13 protein-coding genes and 1 pseudogene are annotated in these 21,657 nt (G+C 67.6%); 3 read left to right on the top strand and 11 right to left on the bottom strand.

What is annotated here, in order from left to right; translation table 11 throughout:
* Positions 1–313: 313 nt before the first annotated feature.
* From cas2 to cas3, 7 genes are all read right to left on the bottom strand, one after another.
* Positions 314–604, bottom strand: a complete 291-nt coding sequence (gene cas2, locus CRP50_RS07530; protein ID WP_097278404.1) for a CRISPR-associated endonuclease Cas2 — start codon at positions 602–604, stop codon at positions 314–316.
* A 14-nt stretch (positions 605–618) separates the two neighbouring features.
* Positions 619–1,659, bottom strand: a complete 1,041-nt coding sequence (cas1c, locus tag CRP50_RS07525; protein WP_097278403.1) for a type I-C CRISPR-associated endonuclease Cas1c — start codon at positions 1,657–1,659, stop codon at positions 619–621.
* A complete protein-coding gene (gene cas4 / locus CRP50_RS07520) occupies positions 1,656–2,345 on the bottom strand; it encodes a CRISPR-associated protein Cas4 (RefSeq protein WP_097278402.1) in 690 nt (229 codons plus the stop codon). The genes cas1c and cas4 overlap by 4 nt, the downstream gene beginning before the upstream one ends.
* Before the next feature lie 24 nt (positions 2,346–2,369).
* A complete protein-coding gene (cas7c, locus tag CRP50_RS07515) occupies positions 2,370–3,254 on the bottom strand; it encodes a type I-C CRISPR-associated protein Cas7/Csd2 (protein WP_097278401.1) in 885 nt (294 codons plus the stop codon).
* A 32-nt stretch (positions 3,255–3,286) separates the two neighbouring features.
* The gene (gene cas8c, locus CRP50_RS07510) at positions 3,287–5,137 is read right to left on the bottom strand and encodes a type I-C CRISPR-associated protein Cas8c/Csd1 (RefSeq protein ID WP_097278400.1); all 1,851 of its coding nucleotides are present in this window, start codon (positions 5,135–5,137) and stop codon (positions 3,287–3,289) included.
* The gene (gene cas5c, locus CRP50_RS07505) at positions 5,134–5,805 is read right to left on the bottom strand and encodes a type I-C CRISPR-associated protein Cas5c (protein ID WP_097278399.1); all 672 of its coding nucleotides are present in this window, start codon (positions 5,803–5,805) and stop codon (positions 5,134–5,136) included. The genes cas8c and cas5c overlap by 4 nt, the downstream gene beginning before the upstream one ends.
* A gap of 329 nt (positions 5,806–6,134) precedes the next feature.
* A complete protein-coding gene (gene cas3, locus CRP50_RS07495; RefSeq protein ID WP_141415086.1) occupies positions 6,135–8,342 on the bottom strand; it encodes a CRISPR-associated helicase Cas3' in 2,208 nt (735 codons plus the stop codon).
* 529 nt (positions 8,343–8,871) lie between these two features.
* On the opposite strand from cas3, the gene CRP50_RS07490 reads away from it, so the two are divergent.
* The 3 genes from CRP50_RS07490 (at position 8,872) to CRP50_RS07480 (ending at position 16,033) form a co-directional block, all read left to right on the top strand.
* Positions 8,872–10,500 carry a recombinase family protein gene (locus CRP50_RS07490; protein WP_097278396.1) on the top strand — a complete coding sequence of 543 codons (1,629 nt, stop codon included), beginning with the start codon at positions 8,872–8,874 and terminating at the stop codon, positions 10,498–10,500.
* Positions 10,501–10,921: 421 nt separating this feature from the next.
* Positions 10,922–13,609, top strand: a complete 2,688-nt coding sequence (locus CRP50_RS07485) for a hypothetical protein (RefSeq protein WP_097278395.1) — start codon at positions 10,922–10,924, stop codon at positions 13,607–13,609.
* A 6-nt stretch (positions 13,610–13,615) separates the two neighbouring features.
* Positions 13,616–16,033: a hypothetical protein gene (locus CRP50_RS07480; RefSeq protein ID WP_097278394.1), complete on the top strand. Its 2,418-nt coding sequence runs from the start codon at positions 13,616–13,618 to the stop codon at positions 16,031–16,033.
* 87 nt (positions 16,034–16,120) lie between these two features.
* On the opposite strand, the gene CRP50_RS25500 is transcribed toward CRP50_RS07480, so the two are convergent.
* The 4 genes and pseudogenes from CRP50_RS25500 to CRP50_RS07460 form a co-directional block, all read right to left on the bottom strand.
* The gene (locus CRP50_RS25500) at positions 16,121–16,357 is read right to left on the bottom strand and encodes an integrase core domain-containing protein (RefSeq protein ID WP_097278393.1); all 237 of its coding nucleotides are present in this window, start codon (positions 16,355–16,357) and stop codon (positions 16,121–16,123) included.
* A 209-nt stretch (positions 16,358–16,566) separates the two neighbouring features.
* Positions 16,567–16,743, bottom strand: coding sequence for a hypothetical protein (locus CRP50_RS07470; protein ID WP_217992011.1), 177 nt, complete (start codon positions 16,741–16,743; stop codon positions 16,567–16,569).
* A gap of 2 nt (positions 16,744–16,745) precedes the next feature.
* Positions 16,746–18,181: pseudogene (gene tnpC / locus CRP50_RS07465) on the bottom strand (IS66 family transposase); the annotation flags it as partial.
* Positions 18,182–18,249: 68 nt separating this feature from the next.
* Entirely contained in the window at positions 18,250–21,651 is a 3,402-nt protein-coding gene (locus CRP50_RS07460) for a TM0106 family RecB-like putative nuclease (protein ID WP_097278392.1), read from the bottom strand.
* Positions 21,652–21,657 lie beyond the last annotated feature (6 nt).

Raw genomic sequence — 21,657 nt, 5'->3', positions numbered from 1 at the left:
TGGCGTCGAGTTTCAATCCACGCCCCCGTGCAGGGGGCGACTGTTCGACCTTAGCGTCTTGTCACACCAGACGGAACAGACGCATCTGCGCGAACCGGCCCGAGCATGCCCTCCCCCCGTGCAGGGGGCGACTGTTCGACCTTAGCGTCTTGTCACACCAGACGGAACAGACGCATCTGCGCGAACCGGCCCGAGCATGCCCTCCCGCCCAGGGTCAATGCCGCCAGCCGGTTCACCCAAGCAAGCCGCGCCGCGCCGCGCGAACCTGCCGGGCGGCGGATGGTCGCTTCGGGTTCGCGCCGGCGCGAGGGGGCTAGAGGATCAGCGGACCGTCGAGGTCGAGAGCCGGCTTGGCGCCCACGTGCTCCACCTTCAGGCGCTTGCCGGAGCCGAGGAAGTAGAAGCGCAGGCTGTCCTTCTCCGGGTCCATGAGGTCCAGAAGCTCGGCCCGCAGGGCGGTCCACTGGGCCGGATCGACGTCGCATTCGAAGACCGAGAACTGAACGCGCTGCCCGCGGTTCAGACACGCCTTGGCGATCCGCCGCAGGCGGCGCCGGCCGGCACGATCCTCCGTCGACACGTCGTATGTCACGACGACCAGCATACCCTCCCTCCTCGTCAGCGCGCCAGCCAGGGCGGGTAGGCGTCGAGGTCGCCGCGCAGGTGCATGGCGAGCAGGCGCGCCTGCACGTGCCACAGCAAGCCGACCGCGACGGTCTCGCCGGTGAACGGATGCTTCACCTCCTCTCCCTTGCGCTCCTGATAGGCGACGAGCACGGCCTTGCGCGCGTCGTCGGTCAGGGTCACCGCACCGGAGGGCGCCGTCTCGAAGTCCGCGGCGCGGAGTTGCCCGCGGTTGACCAGGGACAGAACCAGCCGATCGGCGAACCAAGCGCGGAACTCCTCGACCAGGTCGAGCGCCAGACTCGGACGGCCCGGACGCTCGCGATGCAGGAAGCCGACTTGCGGGTCGAGCCCCACCCCCTCCAGCGCCGATCGCGCGTCATGGGTCGTCAGGGTATAGATGAACGACAGGAGGGCGTTCACGGGGTCGGTCGGTGGCCGGCGGACCCGCCCCTCGAAGGTGAAGGCGGGATCGCGCGCCCGCAGCAGCGCCGGGAAGGCGGCGAAGTAGGCGTTGGCGCCCTGCCCCTCCAGGCCCCGCAGTTCATCGACCGTCGCGGCCAGCCCGGCCGGCGACCGCAGGCGGCGCAGCAGCGCTTCCAAGGCCTCGCGCGCCGCCGGCAGGCGCCCGCCGTCGTCGGCGCCATGATCGCGCAGGGCCCGCAGCACCACATGCCGCTGGTTCGCCAGCTTGCCGGCGACGATGGAGCGCACGATGGTGGCGCACCGCGCCGGGTCGTCCGTCACGGCGTACTGCGCCCGCCGCAGGCGCACGTTACCCGATACGGGCCCCTCGGCCCGCGCCAGGAAGCGCCCGTGTTCGGTCAGCCAGGTCACCGTCACGCCCACCTCGGCGCAGTGGCCGAGCAGGAAGGGGCTGACGGAGATGCGGCCGAAGCAGACGACGCCGTCCACCTTGTGCAACGGCACGCGGGTCTTGCCCCCGTCCTCGCGGGTAGCGAGCAGGCAGTCGCCGTCCTTGGCGAGATAAGTGCCCTGCGACGCGATGTAGAGCGTGTTGCCGAGTTGCTTCATGGCCCGTCGTCCTCTTCAGCGGTCCCGGCGTCATCGGCCAGCAGGCGGCCCAGCGCCCGGTCGAGCCACCGCGCCGCCGAGCGGCCGGCCACGGCGGGCCGGCAGATGTCGACCAGGGAACACGACCGGCAGCGGGGGTCGTCCACCAGCGGCGGCGGCAGTGCCGGCGCCCGCAGCAGGCGGCGCAGCTCGGCGGCGAGGTCTTCCGTTCGGGCCCGCAGGGCGGCGTCGAACGGCACCGTCTGGCGCCGCCGCGGCTGGCCGTAGAACAGCGCCCCTTCCGGCACCGGCAGCCCCAGCATGTCCTCCAGGCACAAGGCCTGGGCACAAAGCTGCACGCGGTCGGCGTCGTGGTCCTTGGGGCGGCCGCGCTTGTATTCCACCGGCAGCGGCCGCCACGGCGCATCCGGGGCGGCAGGATCGCGGTGGAACTCCACCACGTCGGCGCGCCCCGTCAGGCCGAGGCGACGGCTCGCCAGCGGCACCGCCCGGGCGATGCGCAGGCCGCCGCGCACCTCCTCCTCCGGCGTGTCGACACGGTCGTGCAGCACCCGGCCTTCAGCCGTCAGCCGGTTCTCCGCCCACTGGCGCTCGCCGTGGATGAGGACACACTGGCGCGGGCAGAAGACCAGGTGCTGCAAGGCCGACAGCGGCAGGAGGTCGATGTCGTCGTCGTCTTCCTCCATGGCTCCGCTCCCGGCCTGCGCAACCTACAGCAGGATTTCGGCCGTGACCCCGGCGGGCATGCCCGCTTCGTCGAAGGTGACGACGTAATCCTCGAAAGTGCGGGCCGGCGCGTCGGGGCTGCGGCCGGCGGCGGAGCCGGCCTTCACCAGCTCCAGCAGCTTGTGGGCCGGGGCGTTGCCGAGGGCGCTGTCGTGCCGGAAGGCGATGAGGCGGCGCGCCGTCATCCGCCCGCGGGAGGCGGAGCGGTCGTGGTCGAACATGTTGATCAGCGCCTGCCACAGAAGCTGCAGGTCGTCTTCAGAGAAGCCGGTGGCGTTGGCGAAGTGGGGCGACAGGAAGCCTTCGGCGCGGTAGAGCGCATAGGGGACGATGTGCTTCTCGCCCATGGTCCGGTTGTCGCCCGACTGCTTCTCGGCTTCGGCGACCGTGGTGACGGCCATGCGGGTGATGCTGACGGGCAGCGGCTGGATGGCGTCGACGCTCTGGGCGAAGGTGATCTGGGTCGGTCCGCGCACCTGGCCGCAGTTGACGTCGGTGGTCATGACGGCCCCGAAGGCGCGGATGTCGAAGAAGGTCTTGCACATCCACTCGGTGACCGCCTTGGCGTCCTCGCCCTTCTTAGGCAGCTTGCGCGGTTCCCACGACATACCGAGGTCGTCGTAGGCGCGGCGGTTCTGCTCGTTCAGGATGGCGCGCTCGCGGACGTAGATGTCGTATCCCGCCGCGTCGCCCTTCGCCAGCGCGACGAAGTTGCGGATCTTGCGCTTGAGGCAGACGTCGGTCACCAGGCCCTTCTGGGTGGCCGGGTCGACGCGCGGCATGTTGCCCATGTCCGGGTCGCCGTTCGGATTGCCGTTGGTGACGTCGAAGTAATAGACGAACTCGATGCGGTTGCTCAGGACGCTCATGGTCTTCCCCCTCTCGGAACTGTCGCGGCGGCTCAGGCGGCGGTATCGGTGTCGGCGTCGGAAACCTCGGCGGCGGGCGTCTCGCCCTTGCGGAACAGCGCCTGGCGCTGCTGGTAGTAGCCGAGGAAGAACAGGCCCTGGTGATCGGGCGTCAGGCTGGCCGGAATGGCGCCGACCTCGTCGAGGATCTCGGCGACCAGGCGGTCGTACCACACCGACAGGCCGCGGCCGTCGCGCGCCACCTTCTTCAGGTGCGCTCCCTTGAGGCGCAGCAGGTGCGGGAACACGGCCATGGGCGTGCCCGAAGCCGACGACAGGAACTTCTGCCCGATGCCGGCATTGACCGAGCCGCCGTGGGCCGCCTCCTGAATGCGCTCCAGGACGGCGAACAGGCGGCCGAGGCGGTAGCCGACCTCGGTACGGGCGGGATCGAGGCTCATGGGGATCATATCCTCCGGCTGGCCGGCAAAGCGCCGGCGGCGGTTGTATTCGGCCTTCAGCAGGGCGACGCGCGGGTGGGTGACCCAGCCGTCGGCACGGAACCGCGCCAGCAGCAGCGCCGGCAGGGTCTGTGGATAAGGGCCGCCGGTCAGCACGGCGCGGGCGATGTCGCCGTGCAGCTTCTTCATCGTGTCGAGGGAATTGGTGCCGCGCGCCTTGCCGTCGCGGTCCTTCGGCCGCGTCTCCTGTGCCAGTGCCCACAGCGACGGCGACGGCGGCCGGTTCGGGTGGTCGAGGTCGAGCGCGAGATCCTGGTGGTGCTCGCCCAGCCGCCGCAGCATCTCGCCCACCGGTGCGACGTCCCAGAACCGCACCGACAGGCGGGCGGCGTTGGGCGCGAGGCCGAGCACATGGAAGCGTACCGCCGCGTCGTTCAACAGGTCGGGATCGGTCACCCGCCGGCCGTCGCGCAAGGCCACCAGAAGGCCGCGCAGGCGATCGGCGCGGGCCGCTTCCAGGTCGTCGGCGGCGGCCTCGGCGATCAGCTCCTCCCATTCCCGCCACGCCGGATCGACCAGGGCCGGGATCAGCGTCTCGGCCGCCGAGGCCTTCTCCGCCCAGAAGACGGTGGTCGTATCGCCGATCGTCAGGGACTGCCGCATCTCGCGCCGCAGCAGGTGGTTGAGGGCGGTGGTGTATCCGAAAGCCGCCGCCTCCCCCACGGGCGCGTTGAAGCTCTGGTCCTTGCCGTAGGACGTGGCGGCGGCGATGTTGAACGACACCAGCGACGCGCCGCTGGTCTGGGCGCCCTGGACACCCTTGATGGGGGCGTGCAGGCGGGCGATGGGGCCGATCTCGCCGGTCACCAGGCACTGGCCCTCGGCGCCGGCTTCCGCCGCCGCCACGTGGCGCGCCCAGGCGTCGCGCAGGGCCGGCACGTCGTGCACGAAGGGCTCCCCGCCCGGCAGGCCGAGCACCTGAAACACCAGCCAGCCGTCGACGAGATCCTCGTGCGCCGCCAGCCGTTCCGCCGCCGCCGCCGGGTCCCAGCCGGCGAAGTGGGCGCGGACGGCTCGCGCCGCCGGATGATCCACGCCGGCCAGCAGCCGCTCGTGCAGCTCTCGCGCCGCCTCGAACTGGGTCCGCGCCCGCTCCGGCTTGCCCTTGCCGTCGTGGCCGCACAGGTAGCCGGCGTTGTCGCACAGGAACCCCGGCACCACCTTGACCGTCCGCTGCGGCGGCTGCGGCACCTGGATGAGGCGCGGCACCTGGCGCTTGCCGTCGGTGGTGCGCAGGTCGAGGATGTCCTGGAAGCGCCCCTCGCGGTCGAGCACCACGGCCCCGACCACCTTGGTCAGGGCGAAGCCGAGGGGCGGCAGGGCATCCGGGCCGTCACCGGCGGACAGCCGGCGGTAAAGTTCGTGGAGGGCGGTGAGGATCATGACGCGGCCCTCCCGCGGGGCGTGAAGGGGGGCACGTCCAGCACGCCGTCGCGCAGGACGGCATGGAAGAAGTGCGGCGTCATGCCGTCGGCGAAGTCGATGTCGTGCAGCATCCAGCCGAGATCGCGCTCGCCGCGCAGGGCATCGGGCACGGTCTCCAGCTCGCCCGGCTCCACGGGCCCGAAGAAGGCGGTGAACTCGCGGGTGCCGAGGCTCGGCTGCCAGGCGCACTGGCCGCGCTCGATGCGCCGGCGCGCCATCTCCAGGTGCTTGGCCGGATTGTCGCCGGGCCCCGCCCGGTCGGTCATGTCGAAGTGGGCCTCGATGACGTATTCCACGTCGCGCAGAACCAGGGCGGCGCGCTGTTGCCGGTCGTCCTCGACCACGAGATAGGGCATGGGCTTCTCGCCCCGCGCCGCCTGGCGGGCCGAGGTATAGGGCGCCTTGCCGGCCACCTCGTTGCGGCGGATGGTCTCGAACCGGATGGGCCGGCGCACATGGATGCGGTCGATCACCCAGCGGATGGCCCGCTTCCAGTGCACTGCCTCTAAAATGCCGCGCGCCGCCGACGGCGTCAGCACCTCGTAGCTCGCCCGCTCGGTTTTGAACTCGGGGCGGCTGAACAGGGCGTAATCGCCCCACACCTTGATCTGGATGCCTCTGGTCATGTCCCCCCCTTTCTACGCAGACAAATCCGGAGCCCCACCGCCCCCTCCGGCGGCACGTGACAGGAGCCGCAGCAGGCCCGTTACCAAACCCGTCCCCACGAGCTTCCGCAGGGTCGGCACCTGCTCCTGGTGCGGCGGGGCACCTTCTTCCGTCTGGCCGTACGAGATTTCGAACCGGATGAACTTACGCATGCGCTGCTCCTGGCGGAGAGCGACCGGGCAACCGTCAGCCCGATCGCAATCACAACAATGCACAGGTTTCTACCCACGGCGCGTCATGCCCCGGCTATTCCTGTGTATCGTGTGATAGCGTAGCAGGCAAGAGAATCTTACAGCACGTTTTCCGAGTACTTCCTCTCCTGCTCCCGGCGGCGAAGGCCGAGGCGGCTGTCATAGAGATCCGGGGTCACCAGCCGCACGAAGGCATCCCCCGGCCCCAGGCGTCCCAGGGCACCATCACGGTCGAGGGCGGCGAACAGGCTGCGGTAGAACGAGACGCTCACCTGCTGCAGGGCCCGCAGCACCTGCCGAGACACCGGGAAACCGCCGCGGGCGGCACGCTGCAACTCCTCACACAGCGCTTCGGCCCCCTCGGCGGGCACGATCACCGGCACCGTCTCTTCGCCGACGAGCCGCATGTCGGCGGCGGCGCGGCGGAAGTCCCATTGGCCGGCCGCCCCTATGTTGCGGGCGAAACAGCCCATGACTGCCTTGTGATCCGTCTCCGCCACGGCCAGCAGGCTCGCGAAGTAGCGTTCCACACGAGCGGGTGCGAGCGGGTCGCCGTCTTCCGCGAGGATGGGCCGGCCGAGGGTGCGGCGTCGCTCCAGATCGGGGAGGAAGAGCTTGCGGTCGTGGTCGAACACGACGAACCGGCCGGTCCCCCGGCCCTCGCGGTTGCAGCGGCCGGCCGCCTGGGCCAGCGAGTCGATCCCGGCCGCAGCGCGATAGACGACGGGGAAGTCGATGTCGACGCCGGCCTCGATCACCTGCGTACTCACCAGGCGCACGGGCAGCCCCTCCTTCAGGCGCTGCTTCACCGCGGACAGGATGCGGCGGCGGTCGGCAGGGCAGAGACCGGCACTGAGGTGCCAGACTTCGTCGGGCTCCGCTCGCCCCTCTGCCAGACGCTCGTACAACTCGGCGGCATGGGCGCGGTTATCGACGATGCACAGCACCTGCGGCTCGCCCCGCAGCCGCTCGATCAGGGCGTCGTCGGACAGCCGCCCGGCCTTCTCGGTGGTCACACGACGGAACCGCTCATAGAGAGCCGCCTTGTCGGCGACGATTTCGCGCGGCGGCGGCAGAGCGGTGCCGAGGGAACCGACCGTGAGGTCGGGCTGCGTCGCCGTGCACAGCAGCAGGGTCGTGCCATAGTCGCGCCACAACCGCTCCAGCGCCGCCACGCACGGCGTGAGGTGGGCGGTCGGCAGCGCCTGCACCTCGTCGAGCACCACCACCGCCCGGGCAAGGTTGTGCAGCTTGCGGCAGCGCCCCGGCCGGTCAGAGAACAGGCTTTCGAAAAACTGCACGGTGGTGGTGACGATCACCGGTGCGTCCCAGTTCTCCTCCGCCAGCGCCGCACGCTGGGGGCCGATGCGCTCGCCGCCGGCCGGCAGCGGGGCCGCCGAATGGTGCTCCAGCACCGCATCGGCCAGGTCGGGCCCCAGGGCCTCGCGGAACACCGCCGCCGTCTGTTCGATGATCGAGGTATAGGGGATGACGTAGATCACCCGCCGCAGCCCGTTCGTCACGGCGTGCTTCAGGGCGAAGGAGAGCGAGGCCAGGGTCTTGCCCCCGCCGGTCGGAACCGTCAGCGAGAAGACGCCCGGCGGCTCGCCCGCCGCAGCGCGAGCCGCCGCCAGGATCTCCGCCCGCGCACCGGCTATGGCCGGCGCCGCCGACGAGGACCCGGCGAGCCGCTGCATGTGGCCGTCGAGCGCCGCCGCCAGGGTCGCCAGCTCGGGCCGCGGCCCCCGCCGCGCCGCCGCCCGGGCGGGATCGCAAAAGCCCTCGGTGCGCAGGAAGTCGGCGTCGCACAGGGTGGAGAACAGCATGCGCAGAAAGAAGGCGGCGCCGAACGAGTCCTTCGGATGCGCCATGAAGGGCGGCGGCGGCAACCGCGGCGGCAGGGGCAGGGACTGCGCCTCGGGCGCAAGATCGTGCGCCACGGCGGCGCGTCCGTCGTGCAGCCGCTCGGCGAAGGCGGCCTCCCCTTCCCCTGCGGGAAGGCCGGCGTGGTGGGCCGAGGTCACGATGCCGAGTAGCGTGCCGGCGATCGGCCCGTACCGCTCCACCGCCAGTGCCGCCCCGGCGGACGCATGGGGTGCGGCCGGTCCCTCGGACCGGATGTAGCGCTGGAAAGACAGCCGGTACTTGCCGGCATCATGCAGCCAGCCGGCGGCCGCGCCCCATTCGGGCGCTGCGAACACGCCGGCGAAGGCCTCCGCCTGCGCCGCCACCTCGGCGAGGTGATCCGAAAGGGGTTCCCACCCCGGCCCGACAGGGCCGGCCCCGCTGTGCGCGTAGTAGTGCACGAGACCCTCCCCATTTACCCGCAATGTCTGTATTAGATATTAGGACAACGCGGAACGCGAGCCATATTTAGTCCGCGTGGCAACTTTCTGAGAAAGTGCCCCTGGGGAACCGCCCCCGCCTGGAGAGAGCCCAATGACCCCGGGCCGTCACACCCGCCAGCCCCTCCCTGTGGATGTCCACGCACCCCCGACTCGATCCAGGACAGGCGCAGCTTTTTTCACCCGTCGAGCTTGGCGCAGCCATGCGAGTAAGGGCAGGACGCCCACCGGGCGGTCTGGTGGGTCCACGAGTGGGCCCACCAGACATATCCTGCCACAGGGACGACGGAGAATGTCGTAGAAGGACGTGGAAACTCGTGGAAACATGTAGAAACTCGTGGAAATTCGTAGAAACCGACCGCATCATGTAGAAACTCGTAGAAATTACACAGCCGCAAGAGATTTTTTCTCACCCGATCGCCATTTGGTCTTGCGGCCGAAGACCACAGCGATTATTCCCGCCCGTCCGAAAGGCCTAGGGAATATCAGCATGTTGGCCGCCATCTACGCCCGTCACTCCACCGACAAGCAGCAGGGCTCGACCGAGGATCAGATCGCTCGCTGCGTGCAGCACTGCCAGCGCCTCGGGTACACGGTGGTGGAGATCTTCTGCGACAAGGGGACGTCCGGCGCCTCCATGCTCAACCGCCCCGGCATCAAGCGCCTGATCAAGGAGACCCTGGCCGGCCGGTTCGAGCGCATCGTCGCCGAGGACCTGTCCCGCCTCAGCCGCGACCAGGGCGACATCGCCACATTCTTCAAGCGCCTGAGCTTCGCCGATATAGTGTTGGAGACGGTCGCGGAGGGCGTGATCGGCGAGCTCCACATCGGCCTGAAGGGCACCATGAACGCGCTCTACCTGAAGGACCTGGCGGACAAGACCCGACGCGGCCAGATCGCCTCGGTCCAGCGTGGCACGGTGCCCGGCGGCCAGGTCTACGGCTACGACATCGTGCGGCGGTTCGACGCCGCCGGCGAACCCATCCGCGGCGCCCGCGCCATCAACCAGGAACAGGCCGAGGTAGTGCGGCAGATCTTCACGGCCTACGCCGAGGGCAAGAGCCTGAAGCGAATCTGTGAGGACCTCAACACCCTCGGCATCCCCTCCCCTGCCGGCGGCAAGTGGGGCGTGACCACCCTCGTCGGCTCGGCGTCGCGCGCCACCGGTATCCTGCGCCAGACGCTCTACAAGGGCGTGGTGACCTTCAACCGCATGCATTTCCGGAAGCACCCGGAGACGGGCAAGCGCCTATCGGTGCCGCGGCCGCCGGAGGAATGGGTGCTGGCCCCGGTGCCCGACCTGGCGATCCTCGACGCTGCCCTCTTCGACCGGGTGCAGACGCTGATCGACCAACGCTCGACGGCCCGCAAGGAGGTGATCGAGCAGCGCAAGATCGAGGACACCGAAGCCAAGGCGGCCCGCGCGGCCGCGCGGCAACGAAAGTGGCGCCTGGAGCAGCAAGAGCAGCCGCACAAGAAGATCCTGCCGGTGTTCTCGGGCCGCCTGCACTGCGCCGAACACGACGTGAAGATCCGCACCCAGCATTGGCGCCACTACGCCTGCCCGGTCAGCGGCTGCGCCAATCGCAACCTCAAATGGGATGAGCTGATGCCGCTGTGCATCGACGCTCTGGAGCAGCTCAAGGCGGACGACATCATGGCCTATTACGCCTCGCCGGCCGTGGTCGCGGAGCGTGCCGAGCATGATGGAGCCCTGGAGGATATCGGCCGGCAGATCGACGAACGGCGAGCCTCCCTCAAGGCCATACTGACCACGCTGGGGCCACGGGCGCGGACGGAAAGCGTGCGCCAGGTGCTCGACGAACTGGAACAGGAAATCCGGCGCCTGACCCATGAGCAGGCTCGGCATCAGCGACAGCGGCAGGCCCTTCAGCCGTCACTGGCGGCGGTTGAGGCGGCACTGGGGCGGTTCCAGGCAATGCTGATGCAACTCCGGCTAATGCCCGAAGATCACCGCCTCACGGTGCCGCTGCGGGCCTGCGTGCAGCGGTTCGAGGTGACGACGGTCGAAGATGCCGAAGCGCCCAAGGGCCACCGGCGGATGGTGCGGGTGCGGGCGCAGTTCGATGTGCCGAAGGTGACGGAGATCGGGAATTGACGAAGTAGCCAATTGCAAAGACTCCCGTCCATCTACGACACCGACTTACCAGAATAAGCATCCGCACGGGACCTCGATTGGTTGCTAAACATCGAAATCCAGCGGCCGATTAATAGTGCATCTCCCTTACCCGGTGCGTGGCTTCCGGCTTTGGTCACCGTCTTCTATGCAGAGACCAGGAGGCGATCACCTCGGAGGACACCGGTTCATGGTTGAGCTTTCCGACAATCTCGACCGCTCGCAAGCCGGCGTGCCGCTTAGGCCAGGTATCTGCTCGCGGGCTCGAGAGACGATGCCCGCCTCGCGTGCCCCCTACCTCCGCGGCGGGCATTCCACACGACACTTTCAATATGAATAGGTGCTTTTCTCATAGCGCGCCCTGGCATATTGTCAGCGCCTCATTACCCGCAAGAGGCGCGAAATGGCCAAGGAAGAACAGTCGACGCAGGATGCCGGCCCCTCTATCTACCTTGATGTGAGAAAGAGCTTGGACGTCCGCAAGCTCGACGCCGGCAAGGGCGCGAACTGGGACCGCGAGTTCATCCAACGCACTGCATTCGCCCGCCTCAAGAAGATCGTCGAGGAGCAACTGGAGCGGGCCGAGTCAACCGCCAAAAGCTCCCATCCCACCATCCTTGACCGCCGCCATGGTGCCATCACCATTCACGGCACCCGCGGCAGCGGCAAAACGACATTCGTGCTCAACGCGTTGGACCATCTCTGCGAAGAGAAAGGGGGTGATCTCGTCAGCCTTGGCGTGATCGACCCGACACTGATCGGCAGCAAAGAGAACCTATTCCTGCTGATCCTGAACCGGATTCAGCAAAAGGTCTGTGAGGCCCCCCAGTGGCGGGAAAATGCCGCCGGTCGAGACTGGGAGGACGCGCTGCGGAAGCTGGCCGGTGGCCTGTGCCTGCTGGACGGTGTCGGCAAGGATCGGCAGCTGGCCGACGACCAATGGGAAGACGCCCACTATGCCATGGATCAAGGCTTACGAAAGGCTGGTGAGGGCCAATCGCTTGAAGCTAATTTCCACGACATGATCGCTAAGGCGCTCGTTGTCCTGAAAAAGCAGGCATTCATCGTGGCGCTGGACGACATCGATACAAATTTCGAGCAAGGCTGGACGGTGCTGGAAATCCTGCGCCGCTATCTGACCTCACCGCGCATGATCGTCGTCCTGTCGGGCGACATGGATCTCTACGCCATGCTGGTGCGCGGGAGGCAGTGGGAGCAGTTTTCGGAGGGGTTGCTGCGGCATGATCACCAGATGGCTGGCCCTGTCGAGACCATGGTCAGCCATTTGCAGGGCCAGTATCTGCAGAAGATACTTCCTCCAGCGTACCGGATCAGCTTGGCCAAATTCAGCGATGTCCACGACACGGTCAAGATCGTGCTTAGAGATCCGCCGGAGGAGGACGGGAACACCGTAGAGGTCGAGCGCTTCCTCTACGAAAAGTTCCAAACATTGTCCCGGTACCGCGGCAACGCCATGGTTGTCGCGATCGAGTTTATTCTACGGCAACCGGTGCGCACCGTGGTCAACCTGCTGTCTCTGATGGCCAGGGATGAGACGGCCTTGGCCGACACCGTCGAGAACGCCAAGCCCGACAGCAAGGTGGAACTCCAGCGCGCTCTCATTGCTCAGTTCTCCGACATTTACGCCCGACTCCATACCGACAGCGACGACTTGTATCGGACAGACAGCGGGAAGTTCGCTGCCTTCCTTGCCGAGTTCCTGACCCGGAACGACCTGTGGTCAACCGGGCACACCCTGCTACCGGATCTGGCGTCCGACGATGTCAACCTGATCTTCCTGGTTTTCGCTGGCATGGCCGGTGGCTATCAGGCCCTCCACGCGCTGGATTACATGCTGCGCATCTGTCAGTTCCGCGAGGTGGCCGTGCATTATGGTCGCGACTTGCTGGATGCAAAAAAACTGCGCGGCACCATCGACTATCTGGCGCTCAACCGCCCGGGCTCGTTACTGGAGTTGGGCCGCCATATGACCGTCATCCTGCGCGGCGCGGACAAGCCCACGGCCAAGGCCCTGCGGTCGGGGACGACCTTGACCCTGGCGCGCCGCAGCCGAGATACCGAGGCGACCATCCGCCGTTTGTACGGCGACTATGGCACCCTCGTGGGCCCCTGCCCGGATAGTGCGCCGGAATTCATCAGGCCGTTCCGCAATACCGTTTGGGAAAAGACGAAAGATAACAAAACTGCCCGGGGGCTTGGCGAATGGTACAACACCGCCGACTCCTTGCTGGCTCGCCTGCCTTCGGAGACTGCCACCAGCCTTGCCGCCCTTCCGTTCAGTCGCATCCTGAAGCACAGCGGCGAGCGTCCCACCTACGCCAGCATCCATAATGTCCTAGGCGCCCTGGCGGACATTGTGGCCAGTCCCGACCGGATCAAGGCGATCCTCAAGAACTCGGCAGAAATTCGAGCTTATGCGGTGATGGACTTCCAGGACGCCGAACCGCCTGAAGACATTGAGGATGACGACAAAGACGACACTTCGGGCCTCAAGCAGGACCAATCCGCAGATTATCTATTCTACAAGGCGCTGAAGGCTTGGAGGATCGTCATGGCAAAGACGCCTCCGCTGCCGCCCTATGTGATGGCCCGCATCTGGACACGCTTCTTCTACGGCCTAAGCGCCCAGGACGACGACCTGGATGCGAAACATTACTATCTCGGCCATCTTCTACACCGTCAAATCATCCTGTTTCTCAACTCGATTTATGTGGAGGAGCTCCTCCATCTGTCCGACTACGACAAAAACGTCAGCCTGAAGAACCCGGTAACGCGCGACACTGAATTCCTACGTAATCTCCCCAGTAGAAAAGACCGCCCGCCGTTCTTCAACGCCATCGCTCGCTGTCCGCTCTGGGCGGCCTATCTTGACCCAAATGCAGAGGTGACCTGCAAATTATTTTCGTCAATCCTTCGCAAGGTTGTCAAGGTTACCTACGAGGTCGGGGAGACGGAGGTCGAATTCGATAACCTCTTCCATCTCTTCAACTCGGTGGCGGTGCCGGAACCGCAGAAAGCCCGCCAAGCCAATCCGGGCAGGCAGGCGAGCAAACCGCGCCAGGGCAAGTAAACCGCCATGCCCACCCTCGTCCTGCGCCAATTCCTCAAGGATCGCCGCACCCTGGCCGAAGCCATGGCCGGCGGGTGGCCCAGCGTGGAAACACTGCGCCGACGCGCCACCGTTGGTGAATGGGAACGCAGCAGCCACCTGCCTGACCATGTGCTGCGCAACTATCGGGACTCGGCGCTGGCCGATGCCGACAGTGAATGGAAAATCCTGAAGGCGGTGCTCAAGGCATTCGCCGACGAATTCCTGATCCGCCACGACGGCAACGTCCATGTGGATTTCGAGAATTTCGGCCGCTGGCAAGGCGAACTGGCCGACCTGTCGCCGCTGCCGTTCCTGGCCTTCGCCCTTTGGCGATGGTACGCCCCGCCGAAGATCACGGAGGCGCCGGAGGTGCGGCGCTACATCGACCGGCATCTGCGCCCATTCGAGCACACAGTGCTGCTGAGCCCCTTCGATCCCCGCGTGGAGGACCTGATCAACACCCAGGGCCTGCACGATCGCCACATCCATCTGAACGGATCGACCGAGGTGGATAAGGTTTGGCAAGACCAACTGGCGGACGTCCACGGCGCAGCCAAGGCAATTCGCGCCGCCCTGCCGCGGCTGGATCGCTTGGCCGGCGACACACCCGACCGATCCATGCTGGCCGAACTGTACGAACAATTGGGCCTGCCCCCCGACGCGGTGAGACATTATCTGCAGGTGGCGTTCCGCGTCCGCCTGGCATTGACTGACTTCGCCTTAGGGGGAGACCCTCCTTTTTCCATCGCCGACCTGGTCCGGCCGTCTTTGGTGGCTGCCCTGGACGACCGCCGCAGCGCCGCGCACCCGCTCTCCCCGCTGCTGCCAGGCGACATCGGCAAGCTGATTCCGGAAATTATGCTGCTGATCCTGGTGTTTCAGCGGCTGGATATTGAGCCAGACGCTCCGGCCGGACGCTGGCTGCATCTTTACCTGCTGATCCTCAATGGCATGGCTGTTCCCTTGGCGATCCAGAGCGAGCGGCAAAAGGGGTTCGACCAGTTCCAGAAGTTCACCTTCACCTCCATGCGCCGACTGTCGGAAGGAGTGTGCTACCTGGACCGGTTCAAGCAACTGAACTGTGCGCCGCGCCGGGACCTGGCCGTTCTGGAGGGGCGCATCAGTCCGCCAGACAACCCGGCCGAACTGAAGAGATTGCTGGTCAACATTCTCGACGGACTGTCACGCTACCGTGGCGGCCCGCGGGTCACCTCGCTGGAACAGGAGGAGCTGCCGGATCCTGAGCCGGCGGCAGGCGAACCGCGCATGGCACTGCACCTGGTCGCTCATTTCATCAAGAGAGTCGACCCTGACACCGGATGCTCCACCCCGTGTCGCCACTACGCCCTGCGCAAGAATCTGCACAAGCGCTGGCTGGCCCTGCGCCATGTGCGCGAGACCTCTGCGATAGCACGGCGGTTCCTGTGCGGCATCGATGCTGCCGCAAACGAGATGCACGCCTCGCCCGAGGTGTTCGCCCCGACTTTCCGCGCCGCGCGGCGGTCGGGCCTAGTCCATCTCACCTTCCATGCCGGCGAGGACTTCGAGCACCTGGTTTCAGGTATCCGCGCCGTCGCCGAGGCAGCCTGCTTCCTGAACCTGCGCTACGGCAACCGTATCGGCCACGGCACGGCCGTAGGCATAGATCCCGACCTGTGGCTTGAGCGCATGCCCGAACGCCTGCACATGACGTGCGGCCACCATTTGGACAATCTGGTGTTCGCCCATGCCTACCTGGTGGGTCACCCCCATTTCGGCCACGTGGTCCAGCAACTCGAAGGCCGCATTCGCGACCTGTCCCGGCGCATCTACGGAGAACGACTGGACCCCAACCTGCTCCACGCAGCGTGGAGCTTGCGCGCGCTGGACCCGATGGCGGTGGAGGCAGCGCGGAAGAAGGAGGTGGCGATCGAGCTCGACCGCCGCCGCGAGATCGACCGCGTGCAGCGTGCGGCGGCCGAGCACACCGACGCCTTCCGTTGGTTCGAAGCCTATCATTTGCGCCGAGTACGCGACGCCTACGCCAAGCCTGAACGCGTCGACACGGCGTGGCTTGGGGCCGAGGCTCTGCGCCACCTGCAGGAGCAAGTACTACGCGACTTGGCAAGCCGGCAGGTTGCGATAGAAACCCTGCCCACAAGCAATGTCCGCATTTCCTTTTACCGCGATCACGCCGAGCACCACATTTTTCGTTGGCTGGAAGAGTCGGCGGAACGCGCCCCGGCCCTATGCATGGGTTCGGATGATCCCGGCATCTTCGCCAACAACATGCGCGCCGAATATTACCATCTGGCGCGCGAACTTCGGCGCCGCGGCAGCGACTGGGCCTCGGTCATCCAGAAACTGGGGCACCTGAACGAACACAGTCGTGTTTTTGGTTTCAAACCTTCAATCGTGGAATAGCAGGATAACTGGCCTCCGGGGGCCAGACTGGAAAGCGGCGTGGAATTTTTCCCCCTGCATGGAGGGAACCCCTCGGGGTGGACGCTGTCAGATCGGATCTTTGACCGCCTGGCGGGCGTGTTGCTCCTCAAACCGGATCGGGCTGCGGTAGCCGAGGGCCGAGTGCAGCCGGCGCTTATTGTAGACGGTCTCGATGAAGGGTGGCAGATCCTCCGCCACGTCTTCGAAGGTTTCGTAATCGGCCCCGTAGACTGCCTCGACCTTGAGCCTCTTCATGAAGCTCTCCGCGTTGGCGTTGTCGTACGGGTTTCCGCGCCGTCCCATCGAGCCTGTAAGGTTGTGCCGACTGAGAACTTCTCGATAGGCCGCCTCGGCGTACTGGGAGCCGCGGACGCCCTTCTGTTCGTCAAGCGACCTGCGTCTGGTTGATTTGTAACCATCCGGTGAGCACCGCAGGCAGCCCGGATCTCAGCGCGTTTGCTTGAGCAGCGGCGGTGCCTGACCGATGTCGCGCAGGTCGTCGATGATGGCTTTCAGGGTCTCGATGCCCTGATAGTGAAGGCGGTCACTATGTCCTCGCCGACGCCGTAGACCCGCAGGCAGCCGTCCCCGGGGAACATGTCGATGGAGAGCTCCCACAGCCAGTCCTCGTCCTCCCCCAGCATCTCGGCGACACGGGCGATGGTGAAGACGGCGGTGGTGGCGGGCATGGTCAGGTCGCCAGGCGGTTGGCGATGTCCTGCGGCCGCCAGTTCCAGGGGAGGAACTCGTCGATCCGGTGGGCGGGGTGCTCGGCGACGCGGGCGAGCACGTCGGCCAGCCAAGCCTGCGGATCGACGTCGTTCATCTTGGCGGTCACGATGAGGCTGTACATGGCGGCGGCGCGCCGGCCGCCGCGGTCGGAGCCGGCGAACCGCCACGACTTCCGTCGGAGGGCGATCCCGCGCAGCGCCCGTTCGGCGGCATTGTTGGACAGGCAGACGCGGCCATCGTCGAGGAGGCGGGTGAAGGCCGGCCAGCGCTTGAGCATGTAGTCCATCGCATTGGCCAGGTCGTTGCCGCGCGACAGACTGGCGCGCCGCTCTTCGGCCGACCGGCCGGCGATGGCGCGCTCGATGTCGAACAGCGCGTCGATGCGGCGCACCGCCTCCAGGGCCAGCGGCGAAATCACCGCTCCGGTCTTGCCCTGCGCCTTGCGGCGGGCATTGGAGGCGAGATCGGCAAGCGCGAAGAACGGCCGGCGGGCATGGGCCCAGCAGGCGGCTTCCAGGATGGGGCCCGGCCTGCGGTCGGCCCCGTAGAGCTTGCCGTAGCCGCCATAGGCGTCGGCCTGCAGCAGGCCGACATACCCGGCCAGATGCGCCTGGGGATGCTCGCCGGCGCGGTCGCGGGAATAATAGAACATGGCCGCCGGCGGCGCCGGGCCGCCGAACGGGCGGTCGTCGCGGGCATAGACCCAACATCGGCCGGTGTCGGTCTTGCCCTTGGCCAGGACGGGGACGGTGGTGTCGTCGGCGTGCAGCCGCTCGGCGGCGAAGACGTGGGCCTCGATCCGCCTGATCAGCGGCTCCAGCGCGGCGCAGCCGGCGCCGACCTGGTCGGCCAGGGTGGACAGCGCCAGCGGCACGCCCTCCCTGGCGTAGCGCTCGGCTTGGCGGTTGAGCGGCTGGTGCTGCCCGAACTTCTCGAACAGGATCATCGCCAGCAGGCCGGGCCCGGCCCAGCCGCGGGGCGTGACGTGGAACGGCGCTGGCGCCTGGGCGATCTTCTCGCAGTCCCGGCAACTGAACGTCTCCCGCACCCGCTGGATCACCGTCCACTGGCGAGGGATCACCTCCAGGGTCTCGGTCACGTCCTCGCCGATCTTGCGCAGCCGCTCGCCGCCGCAGCAGGCGCAGACGGCCGGCGCCGGCTCAATGATCCGCTCGCGCGGCAGATGCTCGGGGAAGGGCTGGCGCGACGGCCGCCGACGGGTGAAAGCCGCCACGGTGGTGGTGCGCGCCACGGCCTCGGCAAGGCCGTCGGCTGGTCGGCGCAGAACCGCACCTGCTCGGCAGCGAGCTCGTCCTCGGTGGCCGAGGCGGCAAGCTCCTCGAACTCCAGCTCCATCTGCTCGATCAGCCGCGCCCGGCGCTCGGCGCTCGATCCGCATCCACTTCCACCGAGGCTACCACAGCCGCGGCGACAAAATGCTCGCCCACTTAAGTCTCACCCGCCTACGGATAGAGCCTGCTGCTGTGGGCGCTGGTCACTTCCCTCAGTTGCTCACGCCCCTCCTGCCCCGCCGCGTACTCCCGCGCCCAGCAGAGCGTATTCACAAGCGCGAGCTCCTCCACTGTGCGGCACGGAATCTCCAGTAGCCGCGGGCTCGCCACGAGGACGGCCAGGCAGCGGGCGCGCGAGATCGCGACGTTGAGGCGGTTCCGGCTGTACAGGAAGTCGATGTCGCGAGGCAGGTCCTCGGCCGAAGACGTGGCCATGGAGATCAGCACCACGTCCGCCTCCTGGCCCTGGAACTTGTCGACGGTACCGACCCTTGCCCCCGGCGGCAGCACGGCGAGGAGGTGGTTGACCTGGACGTTGTAGGGGCTGACGACCAGGATGTCGTCGACCGTCAGCGGCCGTTCGCGCCCCTCCTCGTCGCGCCGGCGCTGACGCAGCAGACTGTCGAAGAGGTCGCGCAGGATGGCGCCTTCCTCCTCGCTCTTCTGGCTGCAGCCTTCGTGCTCGGCCTCGATGAAGCGCAAGCCCGTGGACAGCAGCTCGGGATGCGCATCGGGCGTCAGCAGCAACGTCTGGCGCTCGGTCGATGGGGCAGACTGCAGCGCGCCGGCGTAGACCGCATCGGAGATGAACCGGCAGACGTCGCGGTGCATGCGGAAGGTGGTCGGCAGGAAGATGCCGCGGTCGGGTGGGATCACCGGCTCGTCGCGCAGCAGGAAGTCGAGCACGGAAAGGCCGGAGTCGCCCGGGTGAACGCCCTGGATGGGCTGGCCCAACTGCATCTGGTCGCCGACCAGCACGATGTTCCGTGCGGCCGTTCCCATGGCGACGATGTTGGCGAGCGACACCTGCCCCGCCTCGTCGACGAACAGGTAGTCTACGGCAGTCTGCTCCTCCAGCCCCGCGAACAGCCACGCCGTCCCCGCCACCAGGGCGGCGCGCGGATCGACGTCGGCGTTGTTCACGATGTCCTCGATAAGGTCGCCGTTCAGGAAGCTGTCGGCCTTCCCGGCCGTCGACTTCTTCTGACCGCGGAAGTCGAGCCCCTGGGCCTTGGCGCGCTTCTCGACCCCGTGCAGCAGGTTGTTGATGGCCTTATGGCTGTTGGACGCGATGCCGACCCGAAAGCCGGCACGGATGAGCCCACAGATGACGTGCGCCGACGTGTACGTCTTGCCCGCCCCGGGCGGTCCCTGGATAAACAGGTAGGTTTCGTCCATCGCGAGCGCCGCTGCGATCGCGCCCTCGACCACGTCTGCGCCGGCCGGGACGACCGGTGCCCCGGCCGCGCGGCCGCAAAGGCGCGGCGGCTTGCGCTCCAGAAGATCGCGCACCGCCCGGAAGCGGCCGTCGCGAGCCATCAGGCTCCCGGCGAAGCGCTCTACCGCCGCCTGCAGGACGCCGCTGTTCACCGGGCCGCCCGGCACCAGCGACAGGGTTTCCGGCAGCGGTCCCTTCACCGCGCCCCGCTTGAGGCGCACCAGCCGCCGCTCCTCGTCCAGTTCGTCGATCACGCCAGCGGGTTCCAGGGTCTGCGCGATCAGCGGACGGTCGCCGGCCCGTAGCTTGGTCTCCTGCTCCGGGAAGCGGTAGACGCCGACAAGGCTCTTCTTTTCGCTGCCGGCCGGGCCGACCTGGCGGAGATCACCCAGGCAGTCGGCGTCGTCGACCAGTTCCTCCGGCGTCCGCTCCTGGCGATCGAACATCGCCCACCACTCCGGTTTCTCGCACCGGCGATGGAAGCCGAGCAGGTAGCCCGTCAGGGTGCGCAGCGGCCGCTCCGACGGTGGGCCGTCGAGCAGGCGGCGGAGCATCTCCTCCCGTTCGGCATCGCGGTCCGCCAGCTCGGCCGCCCGTTCCTCGTCCAGCGTGGCAGCGGCACCCGTAGCCCAGGCGGCCCCGGAAGGACGCAGGCCGCACAGCCAACGGTGCAGACGCAGCGTCGAGACGCAATCGAACTCGTTGTAATCCTGGATGTCGCGCAGCAGAGACGGGTGCTGTGTCTGGCGCCACCGCTCGTACATGACGACGCTGTCCGCGGCATTGGTAACACCGCCGGAGCGCTTGTCGCTGTAGAAGACTTCGATGTTCTTCAGGCTGTACCGTGGCTCGGAAACGCGGATCGCCTCGCGCACGACCGTATAAAGGTCGACGAACCGGCGGCGGCGCAGGAAGTCGTCCAGAACCGCTTCGCGGGTGCCGTAGCGCGAGGCCAGCCGCTTCAGCGCAGTCACCTCGTAATGGTTGTAGTGGTAGACGTGGGCGTCCGGGTGCTTGGCGAAGTGCCCAGCGAAGAAGTCCATCAGCGCCTCGAAGGCGTACCGCTCCTCGTCGTGGTCATGCCCCCAGAAGGCGCGGAACCAGTGGGCGTCGGGTGCGCCGCCGGCGACGCCGAACAGGTATTCCAGGCCGTCGGGATAGAGCGGGTCGCCCTCGATGTCGAAATAGAGGTCGCCGTCGTCCGGGCGGGGCAAGCGCGCGAAGCCGCGCCCGTCCTCCGGCGGCAGGATGTCGAGCACGGGGCGGCCTTCGTCTCGGCCCCTCACCTGCAGGGCGGCCTGGTGCCGCAGGCGCGCGAAGGTGTCCGGCGCCATCTTGCGGATGCGGGTATCCTCCGGCTGCCCCCCCAGGGCCGCAACGGTGGTTATGCCGGCCGCGCGGAGCTTGACGATCTGCCCGCGCTGGATATTGGCCACCAGCGACAGGTGATCCTCGGCCTGCCAGCGTTCGGAACACGCGCCATGCCAGGGGCAGACGCCGCAGTGGCCGCACGGCTCGGCTTCCGTTCCCGGAGCGCCGGCGTCGACGAAGGACGCGAGGCGCTTTCCGGCGAGGCCGACATAGTGGCGGAAGCGGTCGGCCGGCAGCCGGTGGTCTTTGCCGTCGCCGGTGGTCAGGCGCAGGGTGCGCACGGGCGCCTCCTGCAGCGCGGACAGGATCATCCCGTAGGTGGCCAACTGGACGACGTGCTTCGCCGCCGGGCGCCGCGCGAGCTTGATCTCCACCGGCTCGTAGGACCATGCGCCGAAGCCCGACGGCCGCTCCACCCGCACGAGGAGGTCGCAGTACCCGAACCAGCGGCCGGCGGCGATGGCGGCGCCGTGGACCGCCGCCTTGCCGGCCCGCATGGCGGCGGTCGTCAAGGCTTCGCGTTCCGCGAACGACCCGCCGCCGATGGTCTCCACCTCAAGACCGTCGCGGCGCAACGCCTCGACGACCGCGCCCTCCACCTCCAGCCCCTTCTCCCGCAGCAGGGCCGCCTGGTCGTCCGGCGAGGCGGGCGGCGGCGGCGCTCCGTTCAGGACGCCGAGATCGAGGAAAGTGCGGTGACGGCAGCCGAGCGCGTTGACGAGATCGTGGGCGGAAAAGGCGATGGTATCGGCGGTGCGGCGCATGCGCAG

The sequence above is a fragment of the Caenispirillum bisanense genome, assembly GCF_900230255.1.
GTDB classification, from domain to species: domain Bacteria; phylum Pseudomonadota; class Alphaproteobacteria; order Rhodospirillales; family Rhodospirillaceae; genus Caenispirillum; species Caenispirillum bisanense_A.
Note: the sequence above shows the minus strand (reverse complement) of the source record. Positions and strands in the feature narration are given on the sequence as shown.

Bases quoted from the DNA above. Each gene is read 5' to 3' on its own strand.
- CRP50_RS07460 (WP_097278392.1), bottom strand. From the start codon at position 21,651: ATGCGCCGCACCGCCGATACCATCGCCTTTTCCGCCCACGATCTCGTC.
- cas2 (WP_097278404.1), bottom strand. From the start codon at position 604: ATGCTGGTCGTCGTGACATACGACGTGTCGACGGAGGATCGTGCCGGC.
- CRP50_RS07480 (WP_097278394.1), top strand. From the start codon at position 13,616: ATGCCCACCCTCGTCCTGCGCCAATTCCTCAAGGATCGCCGCACCCTG.
- cas5c (WP_097278399.1), bottom strand. From the start codon at position 5,805: ATGACCAGAGGCATCCAGATCAAGGTGTGGGGCGATTACGCCCTGTTC.
- cas1c (WP_097278403.1), bottom strand. From the start codon at position 1,659: ATGAAGCAACTCGGCAACACGCTCTACATCGCGTCGCAGGGCACTTAT.
- CRP50_RS07470 (WP_217992011.1), bottom strand. From the start codon at position 16,743: ATGCCCGCCACCACCGCCGTCTTCACCATCGCCCGTGTCGCCGAGATG.
- cas4 (WP_097278402.1), bottom strand. From the start codon at position 2,345: ATGGAGGAAGACGACGACGACATCGACCTCCTGCCGCTGTCGGCCTTG.
- CRP50_RS25500 (WP_097278393.1), bottom strand. From the start codon at position 16,357: ATGGGACGGCGCGGAAACCCGTACGACAACGCCAACGCGGAGAGCTTC.
- CRP50_RS07490 (WP_097278396.1), top strand. From the start codon at position 8,872: ATGTTGGCCGCCATCTACGCCCGTCACTCCACCGACAAGCAGCAGGGC.
- cas8c (WP_097278400.1), bottom strand. From the start codon at position 5,137: ATGATCCTCACCGCCCTCCACGAACTTTACCGCCGGCTGTCCGCCGGT.
- cas7c (WP_097278401.1), bottom strand. From the start codon at position 3,254: ATGAGCGTCCTGAGCAACCGCATCGAGTTCGTCTATTACTTCGACGTC.
- CRP50_RS07485 (WP_097278395.1), top strand. From the start codon at position 10,922: ATGGCCAAGGAAGAACAGTCGACGCAGGATGCCGGCCCCTCTATCTAC.